Consider the following 19,573-nt stretch of genomic DNA (forward strand, 5'->3'; position numbering starts at 1 on the left):
TTTTTCTACGTAACGCAGGTGATTACTGCAGGGTATCGCGGATCATAAACAACTCATGGTCGGCTTTCAGACCTAGCTTGCGCATCGCGGTTTGCTTCTGACCGCTGATGGTTTTTATACTACGCGAGAATTTCTCGGCGATCTCCGTCACGGTCATTCCAGCCATAAAACAGCGGATAACCTCTTGTTCTTTTGGCGAAAGAGCCGCGAGGCTTACGACTTGCTGAACCTGTTGGCTAGTGTGGCTCTCACGTTTCTCCATCAGCGGACCACTGTATTGCAATTGCGTCAGTTGCAGCGCCATTTCCGGCTCTATATAAATTTTGCCGCTTGCCGCAACCCGAATGGCTTGTATCAGTTCCGCCTCTGGCTGGTTTTTACCGATAAAACCTTTTGCCCCGTAGCGCAACGCTAGAGCGACTGTGGCACTGTTATACAGAGCTGAGACAACCAACACCGTTAAACCTGGAAAGCGCTGTTTCAGAACCTTCAACAGATTAAGGCCGTCCATGTCGCCCGGCGACAGCGAATAATCCATCACCAACACGTCGGCCGTTTTTACTTTTAGCTCCGCTATCAGGTCACGGCTATTGTCGTAGCTACCGACCAGTTTGAAATCCGGTTCCTGTTGCAGGATGGCGTTCAGGCCGCGGAGCAAAATAGCGTGATCATCCAAGGTCAAGATGCGCAGTGGGCCAGCGTTACTGAGCGTCATGTCGTTAATCCTTTTTACGGGTAATGCCCCGTATGCACAGCCTGTCAAGGTACCAAGGCTATAGTAACATTTTACCTGTTTTCCGACGCTTTGTAGTGCCAACCGCGCAGTAGATCACCATTATTTTCTGGTTGGATCCGATACCCCGTGAAAGGGGGAACATACTTGGCTGGTCTGCCGGCGTACTTTTGACCACCGAAAGAATCAGGAAACAGGTACTCATGGGAGCCATCAGGGGGCTCGTCTTCATTTTTGAGAGTGGTCTTGTGTCTCAAAGAAATCGGTATGGGTACTATTGCAACCGTGGTCTGACGAGAATCTACCCTGATATTACTGATTGTGGCGTTTACTTGATAGTGATTTTGTAGTCCCTGACTTACATATTGGCTCCCTGGAGGGAGTGGGTAGGCTTCGCTCATTCCGATATTAATTTTTTTAGGTGTTAGATAGTATTCAATTGTCTGTTTAGACATCAGACCAGTTAGCGAACTTTGAGCAATAGCAATTAACCGTAATAGATATAGGAATCGAGCGGTGTGTTTAGCTCATCTTCTTTATGGAAAATCCTATTGCTGAAAATCAATAATAAGTCTTTTGGCTTATATGCGGTGATTTTAATTATTGGTGATTCACAATCATGGAGTTGGGAATGAAATTAACAAAAGTATTATTGGCAGCATCGGTTTCTCTGGGTATGGCAGGGGCAGTACAAGCTGAAAGCGGTCAGGTTCAGTTCAAAGGGACCGTTCTGGAAAGTGCATGTACCATTGATAATGGTCAATTAGATCAGAGCATCGATTTTAAACAGATCCCACAATCGCGATTGAATCAGGGTGGGAAGTCTGATATCGAGCCTTTGAAGATCGAACTGCAAAACTGCGATAACTCAACTAAGAATACTGTTGAAGTTACCTTCACCGGTAATACTGCTGATTTTGGTGACGCCTTCGGCGTGACGGGTGTCGATAATATCGGCATCGTTATCGAGCAAAATGGCAAGCCTGTGGTATCTGGAAGCCCTATTTCCATGCCTTTGAATCAGGGTAGCACAATCTTTAACTTCGATACTTATGTAATGGGTGACCCAGACAATACTAAACCAGTGTCTACCGGTGATTTTAACAGTATCGCGAACTTCGTGATTAAGTATTCATAATTAAATTATGTTTTCATGAAGTTTTAATTAAAATGGGCGGCGCAATGCCGCCCCCTGTAAAAAGAAATGATATGCGAACGACTTCTCTTATTGCAGGTTATTTATTGGCGATTATCGTCACAATTTTTCCCACTCTTGCTAGTTCGACGCAGTTGCAGGTTGGAAAGGTCAGTATTGGTGGGCAGGTGTTTGCTTCGGCTTGTACCCTGCACCCAGACAATTATGAACAATATCTTGGGCTCAGTGCGCTTTCTACCGATGGGATGATTCGCAATGGCGGCAGCATTTTGCACCCTTTCAGTATCAGCCTCATTAACTGTGCGCCAAAAAATGATAATGGAGATGACTTATCAGGTTTTTTCGTCACCTTCGAAGGCCAGGATGACGGTAAGCATTTTACATTGCAAGGAGACAGTCGAGGCCTCGCGTTAGAAATACAGGATGAAAGAGGACATGTTGCCGTCCCTGGAGTGCCGATGGCACCGCATCCTATTACCCTGGGTGAAATAACGCTTAACTATAAATTACGCCTGGTCGGTAATGCAGATTTTTTACGCGCTGGCAGTCACTTTGCCTTGCTTAAGTACAAGCTGGATTATTACTGAATATGAGTCGTTAATAATGAATATCCAGAAATGTTTAAGAGAGTTTTGGCAGTTTGTATTGTTATTATGTTGCTTTACTTTCTCTTCTTTTGTTATTGCCGGGAACATTGAGTTTAATACCGATGTGATGGATGTTCAGGATCGGGAAAATATGGATTTAAGCCAATTTTCACGTGCAGGTTACATCATGCCGGGCGATTATTTGCTGGATGTCAATGTTAACGGCCAGCGCCTCGCGGAGCACAGTGTTCGTTATCGGTTAACTGAAAATGAGCTTGAGCTGCCGCAGCCACTGTTGACTCAAGGCATTGTGGCACAGTTTGGTTTGAAACCTGCCTATCAAAAAGCGCTGACCTGGGAGCCGGATGGTGGTCTGCAGTTTGCGTCGTTACCAGGTATGGCAGCGAACACTGATTTGGGCAGCTCCACGTTGAACATCACCGTGCCGCAGATTTATCTGGAGTACACCAGCACCAACTGGGATCCGCCAGCTCGCTGGGATAATGGTGTTACTGGAATGTTGTTTGATTACAGTTTTAACGCGAGTACAACCCGAGAGCGTGAACGAGGGGAAAGTCATTCCCTGACTGGCAACGGTACGTTGGGGGGGAACTTGGGGGCCTGGCGCCTACGTGCTGACTGGCAGTTACAGGATATGCTGGCAGAACGTAACCACCAGTCCAAAGGATTGAAATGGAGTCGTTACTATATGTACCGTGCGTTGCCGGACTGGCGGGCTAAACTGACTCTGGGGGAGGATTACCTTACTTCGGACATTTTTGACAGTTTCCGTTTTACTGGCGCGAGCCTGGCGTCGGACGTTTCGATGTTACCGCCGGGGCTGCGCGGTTATGCGCCGGAGGTGAATGGTGTCGCCGAATCCAATGCCACGGTTATCGTCAGCCAGCAAGGACGCGTGCTATACCAGACGCAAGTGGCCCCAGGACCTTTCAGTATTCAGGATCTGGACTCATCGGTAAGTGGTTCTCTGGATGTCGAGATCCGTGAGCAAGATGGTCGGGTCAACCGTTATCAGGTGTCTACCGCTTCGTTGCCATATCTGACACGACCGGGCGCAGTACGCTACAAATTTGCTGGCGGTCGCCCGACTGATTGGCAGCATGCCGTGGAAGGACCGATGTTCAGTGCAGCTGAGGCCTCTTGGGGCATTACCAATGGTTGGTCATTATACGGCGGTGGCATTGGCAGTGACGGATATCAGGCATTGTCTATCGGCGTCGGACGGGACCTGTATCGTCTTGGTGCATTATCTTCCGACGTAACGGTGGCGCGCAGCCGCATCACCGAACAGGATACGAAGCAAGGTAAATCTTGGCGCGTTAGCTACGCCAAAATATTCGAGGAGTATAACAGCCAGGTAACCTTCGCAGGCTACCGCTTTTCGGAAGAGGATTTTTATTCGATGGGCGAGTACTTGTCGGCACGCAAGGGTTATGGTTATTACGGTGGTAACAGCAAAGAACGTTACGACATCAGCGTGAACAAGCAATTTACGGATGTCGGCCTCAGCGCCTATTTGACTTATACCCACCAGTCTTACTGGAACCGACCGGCGTCAGATCGTTATGAGCTGTCGTTCAATACTTACTTCTCTGCTGCCGGAATGAAAAACATAAGTGCTTCTGTACGCGCCTACCGACAGCTTTATTATGGGCAAGGTGACAGCGGCGTTTCGCTGACACTGAGTGTTCCCTGGGGCGACAGAGGCTACCTGAATTACAGCGGCAGCAAAAACCGCAATTACGCTAACCAATCACTGGGCTATTCTGGGCGTAACGAGGACAACGATAACTACAATTTGCGTTCGACCTTTGGACAGCATGATACGGAACTGAGTGGTTTCTGGAGTCACCAGGGCGATAAGGGTGATGTCAGCCTCAGCGCCACCCATAGTACAGCTGCACGCAGCACAGCTGGCCTTGGCCTAAACGGCGGACTGACAGTGACGGCGCACGGCGCGGTCCTGCACGGCGGCGGAAGTAACGGCGGTGCCCGTCTGGTAGTGGGTACGGAGGGCGTGGCTGGTGTGCCATTGCAGGGGGCTGGACGCTCGGGCAAAACAAATAGCCGCGGGTTGGCGGTGATGACTGGTGTGAGCAGTTATACGCGTACCCACGCCAATGTTGCGCTCGGTAAGCTAGGCGAAGAGATGGAAGCGACCGACTCTGTCACACAACTCACCTTGACGGAAGGCGCGATAGGTTACCGTCAAATGGGGGTGGTCGCTGGACGCAAGGGGTTAGCTAACATTCGCCTGCAGGATGGCTCCCTACCGCCATTTGGTGCCACGGTGTACACCGCCAAGGGTAAAAGTGCTGGAATCGTAGGTGATGACGGTATCATCTGGCTCAGCGGTATGAAGCCTGGCGAAAAAATGCGGGTCCAATGGGACGGTGCGACGCAGTGCGAAATTTCACTGCCAGACGATCTCATTGGCATTCCTGAATCTTCGCTGTTGTTGCCTTGTGTCAAACCGGGGCCCGATAGCCTAACGACAAATACTTGAAGTTGGAACGAATTATGAAAACGAATTATTTGATGTTGTTACCCGCTGCACTGGCGGTGCTGATTGCCACCGGACCTGCCTCTGCAGCTGTGGCACTAGATCGCACTCGCGTTATCGTCGACGGTGGTGCGGTCGCCACCACACTGAATATTCGCAATGAAAGTAAAACCTTGCCTTATCTGGCACAGGGTTGGATTGAAGATGCTAACGGAAAGAAGATCCAATCACCGTTGATGGTTGTACCACCGCTGCAGCGTCTGGAGGCGGATAGTCGCGGCCAGTTAAAAGTGCAACCGCTGCCGGCAGTTGCCAGCTTGCCTCAGGATCGCGAGTCGCTGTTTTATTTCAATCTGCGCGAAGTGCCACCGAAAAGCGACAAAGCCAACACCTTGCAGCTGGCGCTGCAAACCCGAATTAAGCTGTTTTATCGCCCCCAGGGTCTGGCCATTGATAGTAAAGCGCCTGCACCGCAGTTGAAGTTGACGCTGAAGAAGCAGGGCGACGGTTATGTGGCAGTCAATCCGACGCCGTACTACATCACTTTGGCTGGGGCTGGTAAAAGCAAAGATCACAACATTGATAAATTTGAACCGGTAATGCTGGCACCGAAAAGCGAGCAGACGCTGAAAATTGGCGCAGCACAAGTGGGGAACGCACCGGTGTTAACCTACATCAATGATTACGGCGGTCGACCACAATTGCAGTTTACCTGCCAGGCGAAGCAGTGCGTGGCAAAAGAGCTGAAATGATGACTGGGGCACGCGTGGTCTGTGCCGGGATGCTGTGGCTATGTTATGGCATTTCGTTTGTGACAGCGGCGCAGCTAAGTGACGAGACTGCCTCCGCTTTCGGTTGGCTGCAGGTGGAAGGGGCAATGCAAGAATCTGCCTGCCATCTGGAAATGACCTCGCGATGGCAGATTGTTGAATTGCCGGTTGTAGGCAGCGACAAGCTGCTACTGCCGGGAAATAGCGCAGAGCCCACACCGTTTTATCTGCAGCTGCAAGGCTGCATTCGAAGTGGCGGTTTTGCATTGAATGCTCAAAACAACACGCTGGCCTGGAGCTCGCAACAACCACTAGCCACTTTGGTATTCGGCGGTGCAGCAGATATCCATTCGCCCGAACTCTTTCGGGTCAATGGCGTACAGGGAATGGGCTTACGTCTGCGGGATGCAGCAGGTCATACGCTGCGGCCGGGTATTGCCAGTCAACCACTGTTTCTTTCTCCAGGCAGCAATGAGCTGGGTTTTACAGTAGCGCCGGAGCGGACCGCAGCACAATTGCATGCAGGGGGTTACGGTGCGACTTTGGATTTTCAAATACATTATCAGTAAGGGTTTAACATGCGTAATGCCTTGATCGTTTTGCCACTTTTGACGCTGCCTCTCACTGTGTTAGCCAACACCAGTGTTGTGGTCAATGTTACCGGACACTTGTATGCGCCGACCAGTTGTTCATTAACAACACCGCCGACGGTGGCTTTTGGTGACGTGTTGACAACCGATGTTGATAGCGGAAATAGCCGTAGTGTACAACCGATAGATATTACTCTCACCTGTCAGGATCGTAACCCGATTCAGAGCGTTATGGTGCAGATAGAGGCCACTGGGGGTAACGGTAATCTCATCCCGGTAAACGGTGCAAAAGGGCTAGAACTGTCACTGAAAAGAGCCGGGAACGACCAAAACCTGGCCACTCCCATTCAATTGGATACCGATGGCCCACTCAACCTTTCGCTGATGCTGGTTAAAAAGTCTGGTGAAGATTATGACGCAGGGGCCTTCACCGCGACAGCTACGGTGAAAGTGGACGTGGTATGAGATTGTTAGTGGGGTTCGCCGTAGCGCTCGCCCTGCTGCCTGTTGCTGTGCAAAGTGTCGAAGTTGTGAACGTGCAGGGCATACTGCTGCCGCCGGTTTGCCGGGTGGAAAATGTTGGCGGCGGTGATATTCATGTCGATTTTGGCGATGACATCAACATTAACCGCCTCAACGGTAGTAATTACCGTAAATCGGTGCCCTATACAGTGAATTGTGACAAGGATGGCCAGCAATGGCCGCTTCGGTTACGCTTTGAGGGCAGTACTAACATCTGGGACAGCCAGGCGCTGGCAACAAGTGATCCGAACCTGGGCATTCGGTTGGCGCTGAGCGGCGTAGGGGTGGAGTTTGGCATAGATATTCCGGTGGCGGACAGTAACAACCTGCCGGTGATGACTGCGGTACCGGTACGCAATGCCGCAGTCGAGCCGGCCGAGGGGCAGTTTACCGCCACGGCTAACCTGTTGGCTGAGTATTATTAAGGGGCAATGATGAAGAGCATGATTGCGTTGCCGCTATGGACGCTGCTGATGACAGGGAGTGCGTTGGCGGCGGATAATATGACATTTGAGGGAACATTGCGTGCCCATGCTTGCACTTTGCATCCTGATGACAAGGTGATCTCAATTGATTTTGGCGAGCTCGGCAGCCGCAATTTATACCTGAGTGGCGGCACCCCGGATACGGCTTTTTACATCCGCTTACTGAATTGTAATACCGCGGTGGCACGCGACGTGTTGGTGACCTTTATGGGCAATCAAAGCACGCAGATCCCCGGTGCCCTGGCGCTCGATCCTGGCAGCGATGCCACCGGATTTGCGGTGGTGTTGAAAGACGCTGCCAGAATGCCGCTACGGCTGGGGGACACCAGCACTACGGCGTTGCTCAGCCCGGAGACAACCCTGTTGTTCCATCATCGTCTGGTGGTCGAGCCGGGTGCACAGGTGGTTACACCGGGGCAATTCAGCGCCAGCGGCACCTTTGAGCTGCTGTATCCCTGAGTCCAACATGCCTGAAAGTGAATGGGCATGGCTTGCAGCATATCGCTGGCTGTGTCGGCAGCGGCGAAACGCGCCGGCCAATGCCGATGTCTGGCACCTGCGCTTCCATTGGCAGCGCGACGGTACTGCATTACGGCAATGTGTGGAGCAGGGGCGTTACCGCTTGTCGCCGATGCAGGCGATAACCAACAGCGCGGGAGAAGCGCTGGCGATGTGGAGTGTACAGGATGCTCTGGTGCTGAAGTGGGTCGCGTATTTACCCACCCACGAACGCTGCCATCACGTTAAGGGCTATGGCTGTAAACATAGCCTACAACAGGTAGCTGCCGCGTTGCGGCAACAAAACTACCGGTATGTGTACCGCACCGATATTCGTGGCTACTACCGGCATATTCGCAAAGATCAACTGGCGATGCTGGTGCGTAACTGGGTAGCGGATCCGGTGTTATGCAGGTTGATACTGCAGTTTATTGATTACAGCGTGGAAGATGGCGGGGAGTTTTATACCCCGCAGCATGGCATCAGCCGCGGTTGCGCACTCAGTCCGCTGCTTGGCGCGAGCCTGCTGCACCACGTCGATGCGCATTTTGCCCCTAATAAAGAGGTATTTGATGTCCGCTATATGGACGATTTTTTATTGCTGGCGCCACGTCGCCGCACGATCCGTCAACTGCACGGTTTTTTGCAGCCAGGCGGTTTTGAGCTGCATCCGGATAAGACGCAACTCTGGCGGTTGGAAAAAGGTTTCGACTGGCTCGGACTGTGGTTTAGTCCGGAAGGAACAACCATAACGCCAAGAGCGCTGAACAACCATCGTGAACGTTGCTTGCGGCTTTATGAGCAGGCGCGCCGTCGGGGGCTGAGTGATTCGGCCGCTAATGAGCGCGTGCGGGCCTATCAGACTCGCTGGAAAACATGGGGGCTCGGGAGCTCACGTCTGCTGAGTGACTGGCCAAGAATAGAGGTCTGACCAGAATGAACAAATTAATACTCTCATTAATTCTACTACTCGTCTCTACGTCTTCGACCGCGTCGGGTTTCCAACTTAACGTAATAGAGATCAATGCCAACTACCCATCGCGCACTGACCTCGTCGTGGACGTGTCTGTTGACATTATATCGCTGCCGGACCTGCCAGTAAGCTCCTATTGCCAGGCCGGGAATGGTACACTGAACGGCCTCATAGTACAAAATGACGGCTCAGTTACAGGGGGATATCGGTTCTTACGCCTGATAGCTAACGAAATACGCTGCCAAGCCGGCATCATAACAATACAAGACTACGTTAGGCGTAACCTGCTAAACCGCTACTTAGCGGTTCAGGGGCCTCTCTCAGTGCCTCGCACGGAGACTACGACTCTTAAAATATGCTCCCTGCAAGGGCCATTTGGAGCATGTGGCATCGACCAAGCATCGGAAACCGTGACTATAACCCTTCCGGAACATCCCACCGTCTGCAATTGGCAGGGGGTGTCTCTTGACTTTTTACACGCTCCAATACTGGTTCAAGTACCAACCGGGCGCACGCCGTCCCTGACAAAACTACTAGGGGTTACTTGCACAAATAAGCCTGTAATGAAAGTCAGCGTGCTGGGGGGGGGACGCCTAAGTACAAATATACCGGGTGTGTATGTCGAGGTACAGATCGATGGCGAACTAGGGGGCAAGCAATATAGGTATGACATACCGGACAACGTACCAATTACAACTACAGTCGTATGGGAAACGAACACGGGTGGACTGGGCGAATACACGGCACAAGGTATCATTGTTATGGAATTCCAGTGAAGTTTGTCAAACAAACAACGACCCCTTCGACAAATTGGAATAACCGTACGTGGCGAACCCCAGCGGGGGGGGGTTAGGAGGACTGCGGTCCAAGGCGCCTGAACCATCCTGTGGGATGCAACTAAAACCCCACTATTACGTCACTAGTGGCTCTCGTACTGTAAAATTGTTTCTCGGGTAGAGCAGTATTATGCTATGTCGCGAAGCGATTGACGGGGAGTACGGGGGCAGAGCGATACCTTGGCCCAAGGATTACGGGGGGGGCTACGGATGACGTATTTGGTTTACGTCGACCACGGGGGGCCCGGCATACCATCTCGCAATTAACTTCGACCGCCATGCAACTCCTAACACAATGTACATTTAATTAGACCAGGACTATTCGTACCCACGGACCAGAGGCTATGGTCGGGATGAAAGGTTCCTCGTTGGTTATGGAATCGACACTCGGGGGCGAGTGATCGCTCCGCGAGTGGGCTAATGTATGTGATGGGGGACATACACAGTACATCCGATCCTTGAACTAGCCTAGACGTGATAATTGGATGGAGTGAAAGCTGATGCGATAAAGGGTGTCTCAGGTACAACAAGGATAAACATCGAGACCCGACAGTCATTGGCGGGTTCCTCAAGGGGGGGCAAGGGATGGGGCACGCTGTAATAGTCGTTGAGGTGGTGTGATGGAGATAGGTAGCGGGTGGGACGTTTCACCAACTTTCGGGGCCCGGTCGACCACATTTCACCCTAACCCGAGATGGAACTGATCTATTTAATGAACTCGCGCAACCGTAATAATTGCCACAAAAAATCGCCGAGGGAAAAAATGGATAGTCATAACTGACCCTTCCGTAGCATGACCAACCGGTGGTACTACCATCAACTGAATCCACACTGGAATACTGGGAGCGAAACGACACATGCTATCTGCCTATATAATAGATGACCACCCCGTTGCCCGAATCGCGGTAAACATGCTGCTGACCCAAAACGGGCATAAGATCTGCGGGGAATGTGATGATGGACTGCAGGCGCTGGGCCAAATTCGCGCTATGACACCGCCGCCGGATATGGTGATAGTCGACCTTGATATTCCATCACTCAGCGGTCTGGAACTGATCGAAAAGCTACGCTACGGAGGCTACGAGGGGGGGATCCTTGTCCTGACCGGGCGGGATGACTCACATTTTCTAAGCCGCTGTATGTGTGTTGGCGCTGATGGTTTCGTTAGCAAGCGCAATAATCTGGAGGAGCTGGGCGATGCTATGCGCGCCATCTCGCGCGGCTACGGTTATTTTCCGATAAAACGTCAGTCCGGGGCTACGGCTCTTCTGCCAACAGGGGAAAGTGACGCGATCAGGGATTTATCCAATCGTGAACTGCAGGTGCTTCAACAGTTGGCACGCGGCGTGCGTATTATCGATATCGCCGCGCAGATGCACGTCAGCACCAAGACCGTCAGTACTTATAAAGCCCGCCTTCTTACCAAATTGGGTATAACCAGTTCGTTAGAACTGATCGACTTCGCACGCCGGCACAACCTAGATGGCTAAGGCGCACTTAAAGCTGTGGTCTATACTGCTTTTAGTGGCTTTGAGTACACTTACGGAGCAGGTATATAGCTCCCCAGTATCCCTGCACATCCACAGCCAACATAACGACAACCCCGCGCGGCTGATGCTGTCTGATGAGGATTGGCGTTGGCTGGGAGAAAAACGTTCAATCAGCGTGGCGGTGTGGCGCCCTTCGATCCCACCGTTGATGATGTTTGACGGAGATAATGGCTATCAGGGCATTGTTGCCGACTACATTAAGTTACTCTCCCAATCCTTGGGGGTTCGGGTGCGGGTCCTGGAGTACTCCGACCGTTCTAGTGCGGTAATGGCGCTAAAGCATCACACGGTGGACATGGTATGGGATCCTTCAAGTACACCGTCTGAAAGCTCCTTGGCCGTATCTCTTCGTGTGCTTGGCGACTACCCTGTTGTTGTACAGGCCAGGCACTCCGGGGCCGTACCTCCGGCTTCCCCAACTGGTGTGCGCTTAGCGGTAGCTCGCTGGTATATGGACAATACCTGGCTGGAGGCTCAATTCCCCAATGCGCGTATTATGCGGTATGACTCCGATGACGCCGCATTGGCTTCGGTAGCGTTCGGCGAAAACGATTTATACCTCGGTAGCCTGATCGCAGCCAACTACCTTATCGAGCACACCTACAGCCAGTACCTCGAAGTGGGTGATGAGTTACCGGAGGTTGACACTGGTGGCCGATTAATCTTGCGCGCCGATCAACCCGTGTTGTTGAACGTGGTTAATCGCGCCCTGGCGGCAATCTCGGATCTCCAGCATCAGACTATTCTGCAACCATGGGGTGCAAGGGCAGATCTGTGGCGCGTGAGGCAAAAAATAACCCTCAACAATCGTGAAACGAAATGGCTGGCGGCCAACCCGAGCGTAAAGGTCTCGATCAACCCATTGTATGCGCCTTTCACCATGATCGATGCCGATGGCAGCTTTTACGGTGTCTCCGCGGATGTGCTGCGGCTGATCCGTTTGCGCACCGGCCTGAGCTTTCAGACCGTGTCGGCCGATTCGGTGCAGGCGATGCAACAGCAAGTGCAGCGCCACGAAACGGGCTTTATTGGCGCCATAAGTGAAAGCGACGATCGTAGCCAAAATCTCCTGTTCTCCCAGCCCTATTTCAGGTCACCGTTTGTGTTGGTGGTGAACGCCGAAAGGGAGACCCCTCTATTGCTGAAAGCGGGTGAACGGGTGGCGCTGGTCGAAGGCAACAGGTTGCACGAGGAACTGAAATCGCAGTTTCCGGGCATCGAGATAGTCCGGGCACCTAATGCAAGTTTGGCGATGCAATGGGTGAATGAAGGTAAGGCTGACGCTATGGTGCATAACTTGTTCGGCGCCGGCTACATGCTTAATCACTATTTTAAAGGTCGGTTGAAAGTCGCTGGGCGCGTCGGCAAGGAGATGGCAGGTATCCACTTCGCGGTAGGGCGAGACCAGACAGAGCTATTGGGTATTCTCAATAAATCGCTGGAAGGTCTTCCCCCTACGGCTATTGCCGGCATTACCGGTAAATGGCAAAGTCGGCCCGACGTGCAGCTCAATACCTGGGCGTCATATCGGACTCAATTCTGGTTGGTGGCTGGCGGTGCGGCGATCATAGTGCTTACCTCGCTGCTGTGGTGTTGTTGCTTGCGGCGCGAAGTGCTTGCCCGGCGGCTAGCACAGGCCAGATTGCAGTCGCAGCTGCAATTCAACGAAACCCTGATCAACAGCGTTGCGATACCCGTTTACGTTATTGACCGCCGGGGTGGAATTTTATTACGCAATCGCGCTTGGTGCGATTTTTTCATCGCGGTGCCCGACAATAACGCCAAGTCGCTGAGTCATCCGTGCAGCCCATTGTACGGCGTTTGGAAAGAGGTGATGCTGCTGCTTGCCGGTGAAAGTGACCAAAAAAGCACTACCCGTATTTTTACCCTTGATAACGGCGAAACGGCTCGTACCATTATTCACCATACAGTGATCTATGCTGACGCCAAGGGGCAGTCTGAAGGGGCGATTTGCACCTGGATGGACATAACCGAACACGAGGCTCTGACGCGCGCGCTGTCTGAGGCGCGCGAGCGGGCGGAACAGGCCAATCGGGCGAAAAGTACTTTCCTGGCCACCATGAGTCATGAAATCCGTACACCGGTCAGCGCTATCATCGGCCTGCTGGAGCTGGCGGTAAAAACCTCCGGTAAAGAGAACGATCGGGACGATCCGGTTCGTGTTGCCTGGGAATCCGCCCGTTCGCTGATGGGCTTGATCGGCGATATTCTGGATATGGCGCGCATTGAATCCGGCCGTCTGGATCTTGCACCCGAGTGGGTCCGCACTGGGGAATTACTGCAGCCGGTAGTCCGCGTGTTCGAAGGGATGGCGCGTCAGAAAGGTCTGCGGTTGCGTTGCTCTCTCCCCGCAGTACTACCGCACCAGGTGTTTATCGATCCGCAGCGCGTTCGCCAGGTGATCTCCAACCTGGTGGGCAATGCGGTGAAGTTCACCGATGTTGGCGGCGTTGATATTAGCCTGGATTTTGCGCCTGTGTTGGTGCTGCACGATGATCGAGTCCAGTTGACCATAAGCGTACAAGACAGCGGGCGTGGAATCGCCGATGAGGATCAGCGGGACATTTTCGATCCCTGGGTGCAGGCCAAAAATACTGATGCGCAGAGTGGTTCTGGCCTGGGGCTGGGGATCTGCGCCCAACTGGTGCGTATGATGGGGGGGAAATATCCCTCTACAGCCGGCTTGGTCAGGGCACTAAAGTCACCTTTGTCATCCATGTCGAACAACGCCTGGAAAGCCCACAACCTCTGCAGGCAATTGAATCTCCGGTGGTCGAACCTCAGGTTGCACTGCATATATTGGCCGTTGACGATCATCCGACCAATCGGTTGCTGCTCAAGCGCCAGTTAGTTCATCTTGGGCACCGGGTTACCACCGCTCACGATGGGGAAGAGGGCTGGGCGTTGTGGCAGCGCGAGGAATACCAGCTGGTGATCACCGACTGCAGCATGCCTGGCATGGATGGTAAGGAATTGACTCGTCTGATCCGTGAGTATCAGTCGCAGCCAACGGTAGTTATCGGCCTCACCGCCAATGCCTGTCCAGAGGCGCGTGAACGTTGCAGGGAAGCCGGTATGGATGACTGTCTGTTCAAACCATTGCAGTTACCGCAGTTGCAGACGCTGTTGGCCGCCGCCGCCCGCGATCTTCAATCACCGCCGACAGAGGAAGAGACTATGACGCTTGAAACCTTAATCAACTACGAAGGCTTATTTACTCTGGCCCACCGTGATATGGGTATGGTGCGAGAACTGCTCGACACTACGCTTGGCAGCAACCGGCAAGATCTATGGCGGGCGCTGGAATTTCTGGGTAAGGAAGATTGGCCCGAGCTGGCGAAATGCATTCACCGCATCACCGGCTCTGCACAAATTATCGGCGCCACACGCGCCGCCAATCATTGTGCCATGCTGGAAACGTTGTGCCGGGCGCCGCAGGCCGATCGAGTGGAAATCGATTTGTGTTGGCAAGAGGCTATGCTGAGCGTAGCGCAACTGAATCAGGCTATCGACAATTGGCTGACGGCAAACTCAGGGGGCGCGTAATAGCGCATGCACTGTTTTCGACTTTATCACCGCAAGCAACGCCCGTTAATGATGACGGGGGATGACATTGCCCTACAGGAGAAATATCCGTATGAAAAAATGCACTTTTATGATGCTGGGATTGATGGCCGCAGCCAGCTTTGCCGCTACCGCCTCTCCGCTGCAGCAACCCACACTGTCATTGTCGGTGGCCAACCAGTTGGCGGCAGCGGCGGTGCAGGCATGCCAGAGTAAAGGCTATAACGTCAGCGTTACCGTGGTTGATCGCGCCGGGCTCACCCGGGCTGTACAGCGCATGGACAACGCCGGGCAGCATACTGTGGTGGCCAGTTATCAGAAGGCCTACACGTCGGCTTCCACCGGTATGACGAGCGGGAAGATTATGGAGAATGCACAAAAAAATCCCGGTGCGAAGCATATGTCTGATATTCCGGGTTTTTTGTTGCTTGCAGGTGGAGTTCCAGTCAAATCGGGTGATGTTACCCTTGGTGCCATTGGTGTTGGCGGTGCGCCGGGCGGAAATTTGGACGAAGCCTGCGCGTTGCAAGCGCTGGAAAGCGTTCAGGATAACTTGTAGAAAATCGTTTCTTCATCAAACTTGATTAAATTTTCACCGGGTGTTTTTCCGGCCTTAATATGGCTGGCGGCATTCGCCCGGTTATTATCAGGTTCGTTGTTTATTTCATTAGCAAAGAAGATTTATTCTTAGCGTAAAAACATAATCTCACATATTCCCCAAGCCAGGATAATCCAGACTGAAAAGAAAATGGAGAACACCAACGGAAGAGGGGCGCTGTAAATAAAATGACGAAACATAGTAGGCACCAGTACAGGTTATTTCACCACCATAAAAAGGTGACGAAAATAGGAGGAATAGCCGCAGCAAGAAGCATGCAGCACAAAATGACAGACCAAACGGGTAAATACAGGTAAGACCGGTAGATCAAAGGAGGTTTCATCTGTTCACCTTGTGCGGGCTGATGGGGAAAATTCTAGCTGAGCCAGTGAGGATGACAATCGGCATGAAGGCGTGATTTTGTAGGGTAAGGATGACAGGTGTGCCGTGTGTTGAATAATCGTTTCTTTTTTCAGCTCACCGATGCGTGGCATATTGATACAGCATTTTTATACTGGGTATGTTCATTTTTTTTACAATGCTGTACTGATGGGAATAAACGGTTTTAACATTAACCGACAGCGTTTCTGAAATACTTTTTGCACTACGGCCTTGGCGCATATGTTGGTAGACTTCACTTTCTCTGAATGTCAGGCGATTGACGCTGGTTTTTTGCTGCACCTGCGCTATCAGGTCTCTAGTTAACATTTTGTCTGCTGCCATACGGATCAGATTTTCCTTCCAAATGACCAACGAACTGTCGATATCTATCTTCATTTTAGCTGGAATATCGTTCAACAGTTTTTCGTCATCTCGCCGATATACCAATATCATATGATAATTTAGGTAGGCGGCATCCGTCCTGATGATCTTGCTCAACACGTCGCACTCGTATTTTAGTGGACGGGTATCAATGAAAATTAGCCTGGGAGAATAAGATTTCTGTCTGAAAATTTCTTTACAGTATAAATCGATACCCTGTTTGGTTTGGTTGCAATGGCTAAGAACGACGATGTGGCTCATGAATGAATCCTCTTATCGGTTACTGTTGTTTGGGCAAGAAGAGTAAGCCGAAAATTATGCAGCGTATATCGGAGTTTGACACACTCTATGTAGGGTTTTACTTGCTTTGCGAATCTAACCTTACATTTATTAATGTTAATTGATTTTAATTAATGTAGGGAAGCTTGAAGACTAAAGTATTGCTTCCTGTTTTCTTATGACATTAATTTTTATACTATCATATTAATTTAGAATGGCAGGCGATGTAAAATTATTAATGGTTTTCATAATCCCCGAACCCATTAAGCAAGGATTCTAATACGTAGTTGCTTGCCGAATTGATAAGTTCACTTCGGAATTTTCTGATTAACAGGGGTTTCATACCCTACATGTAAACGCCTCATTATCTGATGTCTACGCCACCCATTATTTGGTTAAATAATGGTGTTGACTACCAGACATTCTCCAGGAGGCGCGAAGGAAGAATTAATACCTAATGTTATTATTTTTTAAATTAAAAACACCAGTTGATAGATATTGATAAGATTTTCAATAAAAATAATTCATGCAGCGATTTGTGTAGCGACTGTGTGGGGAGATATAGATTTCTATGACACTTACATTGGCCTTCGCCCTGTTACTGTTGAGCATTTTTAGTTTTTATAGACATCATGAAATAACCAACCGCACCAAGCTTCATCCCCGTAAATAATTTCATAGGAAAAGGAGGTCTCTTCTTTTCCTATATCGTTATTTATCTTTCCCCTCTATGTGAAGTAAAACTGGCTATGTTCCTGACTTAAAACCCATATTACTTTTTATTCTGTTTAAATGAGAGCGATAATGACCTTGTTTGTAGGGGTGGGCCTACGGATCTGGTTCCTGTGTCTGATAACGGGAAGGGGCTAAATATGAAATCATGCGGCCTCAATGATAAGGCGTTTCCAGCGCTGCATGACTGACGGTTTGTTCTTGCAAACGGCAGGAGATACGTTTAACCAGGGGTATCTCATGCGCTGGAACATTATGGTAAAATGAGAATAAAAAATGAACAGTGCGTTAATTGTCGACGATCATCCTCTGATGCGGATGGCCGTGCGTATCATATTGGAACGCCATAATATCGAGGTTCTTGGTGAGGCTGAGGACGGTGTCACTGCCATTACACTAGCACGTAAATTGAACCCCGCATTGATGGTATTGGATATTGGCATCCCAAAGCTGGACGGTTTGGAGGTGATTTCCCGTTTGCGTAGCCAGGGAGCCACCTTAAATATTTTGGTTATCTCTTCCCAACAGCAAGAACATTTCGCCAGCCGTTGTGTTATGGCTGGGGCACAGGGTTTTATCTCCAAGAAAGAGGCGCTGAACGAGCTGGCGGAAGCAGTAAAAATGCTACGTGCTGGGCGAGTCTATCTGCCAATGGGATCTTATAGTTCCGGGTTCACTGCCTTGTCTTCAGAAAAGATGCGCGGCGAGTCGCAGGGATTGGGCAAGCTTTCCAACCGTGAAATAGTGGTGCTGCAATATTTGGCGCGTGGCTGGGGTAACAAAGCAATCGCGGATGAGTTGTTGTTAAGCAACAAAACCATTAGCACCTACAAGACACGTCTGCTGACCAAATTGAATGCACATAATCTGGTGGATTTAATTGAACTGGCCAAGCGACATCTTTTGGTCGAATAGGGTGAATCGCGCTATTACGGCGAGAACATCAGTATGATCTGTAGTGCACCTTTTCATGAGTTTACTTCTTGAATACGTGCCGCTTATTTCCGCTTATGATGCTATCGACTAACAGCATGAGTAGCAAGCCAATGCCGAATAGTGGGATCAGCAATGCACAGGCAATGGCTAGCGCCAGTAAACTGACTTTTATGCCAATGGACAGCGTCTGCCACTGGAAGATAAGAACGTATGAGTTGTTTGCTCGTCTTGCTCTTCGTCGCCACCACATCCGGTATCCCCATATGATTGTTATACACAACCCTGCGCCGAACAGAGCCAACAGTAATTGGTTGGCTACACCAAACAACACGCCCATATGAGCATCAACTCCCCAACGGATCAGTTTGGCGATGAGCGGAAAGTGTTCGAACTTCAACCTATCCAGGATTTTGAAGCTGGAAGGGTCGATGGCGATGGCATCGACCCGCGTCGGCCAACCATGGTCGATCTCTTTTACGGTCCAACCACGGTCGCTATCGGTCGGGGGGCGAATTTCCAATTTGTCGGCATCGATCCCATTCAGCCGGGCCTGCAGTAACACGCCATCAAACAGACCGGGCCATGGATTACGCATTACCTTGGTCTCTGATCCATAATGACTGTGGTGTTGATGCTCATCTCCTGGAGCTGCCACTTTGTCCAAGGCGGTATTTAACACCGGCGTACGCCAGTCGAGCCATTGTCGAACCTGTGCGATATTTTCTCCGGCGAGCTGTGACCAGGTGAGACCGGTAGCGGAGAAAAACAGCATAAGCGGCAGCAGTATCGCGCCGAGCGATGCGTGGCGCTTAGGCTGATTTCGTTTATTTTGTTGTTTTCGTGTCGCCCACAGCGCTAATCCTCCCAATGCGGCCAGCCATAACCAGGAAGCAGCGAGTTCACTGTAATAGCGGCCAAACGTGCCAAACAGCGCGCCACTATGCAAGTAGCTGATGTTCATCCGTAACGGCAGGATCCCGCTGGTCCCATAAACCGTCGATTCACCCAATACTTCCAGCGATACCGGATTGATGAACAGAGCGCGGTTTTCACCCGGGTTCAACGTTGGATCGCTGAACATGACTCGTGTGCTATGTTCGTTGCTCGATGCAGGGCGTACGGCGACTAAAGGTGTTTGGAAACCAACGATCCGTTGAGCAGCGTAAATTTGTTGCTCAAGCGAATGGTGCGTGCCCTGAGCATTGGTGAAGATCAGATGGGCGTATAAACGACTTTCCAGCTGTGGAGTCAGAACATACAGAGTGCCGCTGAGGGCAGCCAACAGAATAAATGGCCCAATAAACAGACCGAGGTAAAAATGCAGGCGTGACAGTAGCGCTAACAAAGCTACGCGTTGCGTGAAAATAGGCGTATCGGGCATAGGCTCTCTGAGGGAAGTATAGGGTGAGATAAAAATCGCGTGGCGACTCACCCAAAGCCACGCGATTTAGCTTAAT

At 51.0% G+C, this 19,573-nt stretch carries 17 protein-coding genes; 14 read left to right on the top strand and 3 right to left on the bottom strand.

Translation table 11 applies throughout. The annotated features are described in order from the left end of the window. Positions 1–22: 22 nt before the first annotated feature. On the bottom strand, positions 23–715 hold the full coding sequence (locus VGM55_RS06025; protein WP_331634940.1) for a response regulator transcription factor: 693 nt from the start codon (positions 713–715) through the stop codon (positions 23–25). A gap of 649 nt (positions 716–1,364) precedes the next feature. Here VGM55_RS06025 and VGM55_RS06030 point away from each other — a divergent pair. The 13 genes from VGM55_RS06030 to VGM55_RS06090 all read left to right on the top strand — a co-directional run bounded on the left by VGM55_RS06030 (position 1,365) and on the right by VGM55_RS06090 (position 15,368). Beyond that, entirely contained in the window at positions 1,365–1,871 is a 507-nt protein-coding gene (locus tag VGM55_RS06030; RefSeq protein ID WP_331634941.1) for a fimbrial protein, read from the top strand. A 71-nt stretch (positions 1,872–1,942) separates the two neighbouring features. Then, entirely contained in the window at positions 1,943–2,476 is a 534-nt protein-coding gene (locus VGM55_RS06035) for a hypothetical protein (RefSeq protein ID WP_331634942.1), read from the top strand. Positions 2,477–2,492: 16 nt separating this feature from the next. Further along, complete coding sequence (locus VGM55_RS06040; protein ID WP_331634943.1) at positions 2,493–5,003, top strand: fimbria/pilus outer membrane usher protein; 2,511 nt, start codon at positions 2,493–2,495, stop codon at positions 5,001–5,003. 14 nt (positions 5,004–5,017) lie between these two features. Then, positions 5,018–5,752, top strand: coding sequence for a fimbria/pilus periplasmic chaperone (locus tag VGM55_RS06045; protein ID WP_331634944.1), 735 nt, complete (start codon positions 5,018–5,020; stop codon positions 5,750–5,752). After that, entirely contained in the window at positions 5,749–6,339 is a 591-nt protein-coding gene (locus VGM55_RS06050; protein ID WP_331634945.1) for a fimbrial protein, read from the top strand. Before VGM55_RS06045 ends, VGM55_RS06050 begins: the two co-directional genes overlap by 4 nt. A 9-nt stretch (positions 6,340–6,348) precedes the next feature. After that, on the top strand, positions 6,349–6,825 hold the full coding sequence (locus VGM55_RS06055) for a fimbrial protein (RefSeq protein WP_331634947.1): 477 nt from the start codon (positions 6,349–6,351) through the stop codon (positions 6,823–6,825). Continuing rightward, positions 6,822–7,307 (top strand): fimbrial protein, encoded by a 486-nt coding sequence (locus VGM55_RS06060; protein ID WP_331634948.1) that lies wholly within the window; start codon positions 6,822–6,824, stop codon positions 7,305–7,307. The genes VGM55_RS06055 and VGM55_RS06060 overlap by 4 nt, the downstream gene beginning before the upstream one ends. A 9-nt stretch (positions 7,308–7,316) precedes the next feature. After that, the gene (locus VGM55_RS06065) at positions 7,317–7,826 is read left to right on the top strand and encodes a fimbrial protein (protein ID WP_331634949.1); all 510 of its coding nucleotides are present in this window, start codon (positions 7,317–7,319) and stop codon (positions 7,824–7,826) included. A gap of 7 nt (positions 7,827–7,833) precedes the next feature. Next, complete coding sequence (locus tag VGM55_RS06070; RefSeq protein ID WP_331634951.1) at positions 7,834–8,796, top strand: reverse transcriptase domain-containing protein; 963 nt, start codon at positions 7,834–7,836, stop codon at positions 8,794–8,796. Positions 8,797–10,531: 1,735 nt separating this feature from the next. After that, positions 10,532–11,164: a response regulator gene (locus tag VGM55_RS06075; RefSeq protein ID WP_331634953.1), complete on the top strand. Its 633-nt coding sequence runs from the start codon at positions 10,532–10,534 to the stop codon at positions 11,162–11,164. Further along, complete coding sequence (locus tag VGM55_RS06080) at positions 11,157–14,096, top strand: transporter substrate-binding domain-containing protein (protein WP_331634954.1); 2,940 nt, start codon at positions 11,157–11,159, stop codon at positions 14,094–14,096. The genes VGM55_RS06075 and VGM55_RS06080 overlap by 8 nt, the downstream gene beginning before the upstream one ends. After that, on the top strand, positions 14,015–14,791 hold the full coding sequence (locus tag VGM55_RS06085) for a response regulator (RefSeq protein ID WP_331634955.1): 777 nt from the start codon (positions 14,015–14,017) through the stop codon (positions 14,789–14,791). Before VGM55_RS06080 ends, VGM55_RS06085 begins: the two co-directional genes overlap by 82 nt. A gap of 91 nt (positions 14,792–14,882) precedes the next feature. After that, the gene (locus VGM55_RS06090; RefSeq protein ID WP_331634956.1) at positions 14,883–15,368 is read left to right on the top strand and encodes a heme-binding protein; all 486 of its coding nucleotides are present in this window, start codon (positions 14,883–14,885) and stop codon (positions 15,366–15,368) included. 516 nt (positions 15,369–15,884) lie between these two features. Here the strand turns inward: VGM55_RS06090 and VGM55_RS06095 are convergent. Beyond that, entirely contained in the window at positions 15,885–16,430 is a 546-nt protein-coding gene (locus VGM55_RS06095) for a helix-turn-helix transcriptional regulator (RefSeq protein WP_331634958.1), read from the bottom strand. A 1,026-nt stretch (positions 16,431–17,456) separates the two neighbouring features. Here VGM55_RS06095 and VGM55_RS06100 point away from each other — a divergent pair. Then, a complete protein-coding gene (locus tag VGM55_RS06100; protein ID WP_331634959.1) occupies positions 17,457–18,095 on the top strand; it encodes a response regulator transcription factor in 639 nt (212 codons plus the stop codon). Positions 18,096–18,156: 61 nt separating this feature from the next. Here the strand turns inward: VGM55_RS06100 and VGM55_RS06105 are convergent, their stop codons facing one another. After that, complete coding sequence (locus VGM55_RS06105) at positions 18,157–19,497, bottom strand: PepSY-associated TM helix domain-containing protein (protein ID WP_331634960.1); 1,341 nt, start codon at positions 19,495–19,497, stop codon at positions 18,157–18,159. Positions 19,498–19,573: the final 76 nt, after the last annotated feature.

Origin of the sequence: Cedecea sp. (assembly GCF_036500665.1) — a bacterium.
Taxonomy (GTDB): domain Bacteria; phylum Pseudomonadota; class Gammaproteobacteria; order Enterobacterales; family Enterobacteriaceae; genus Cedecea.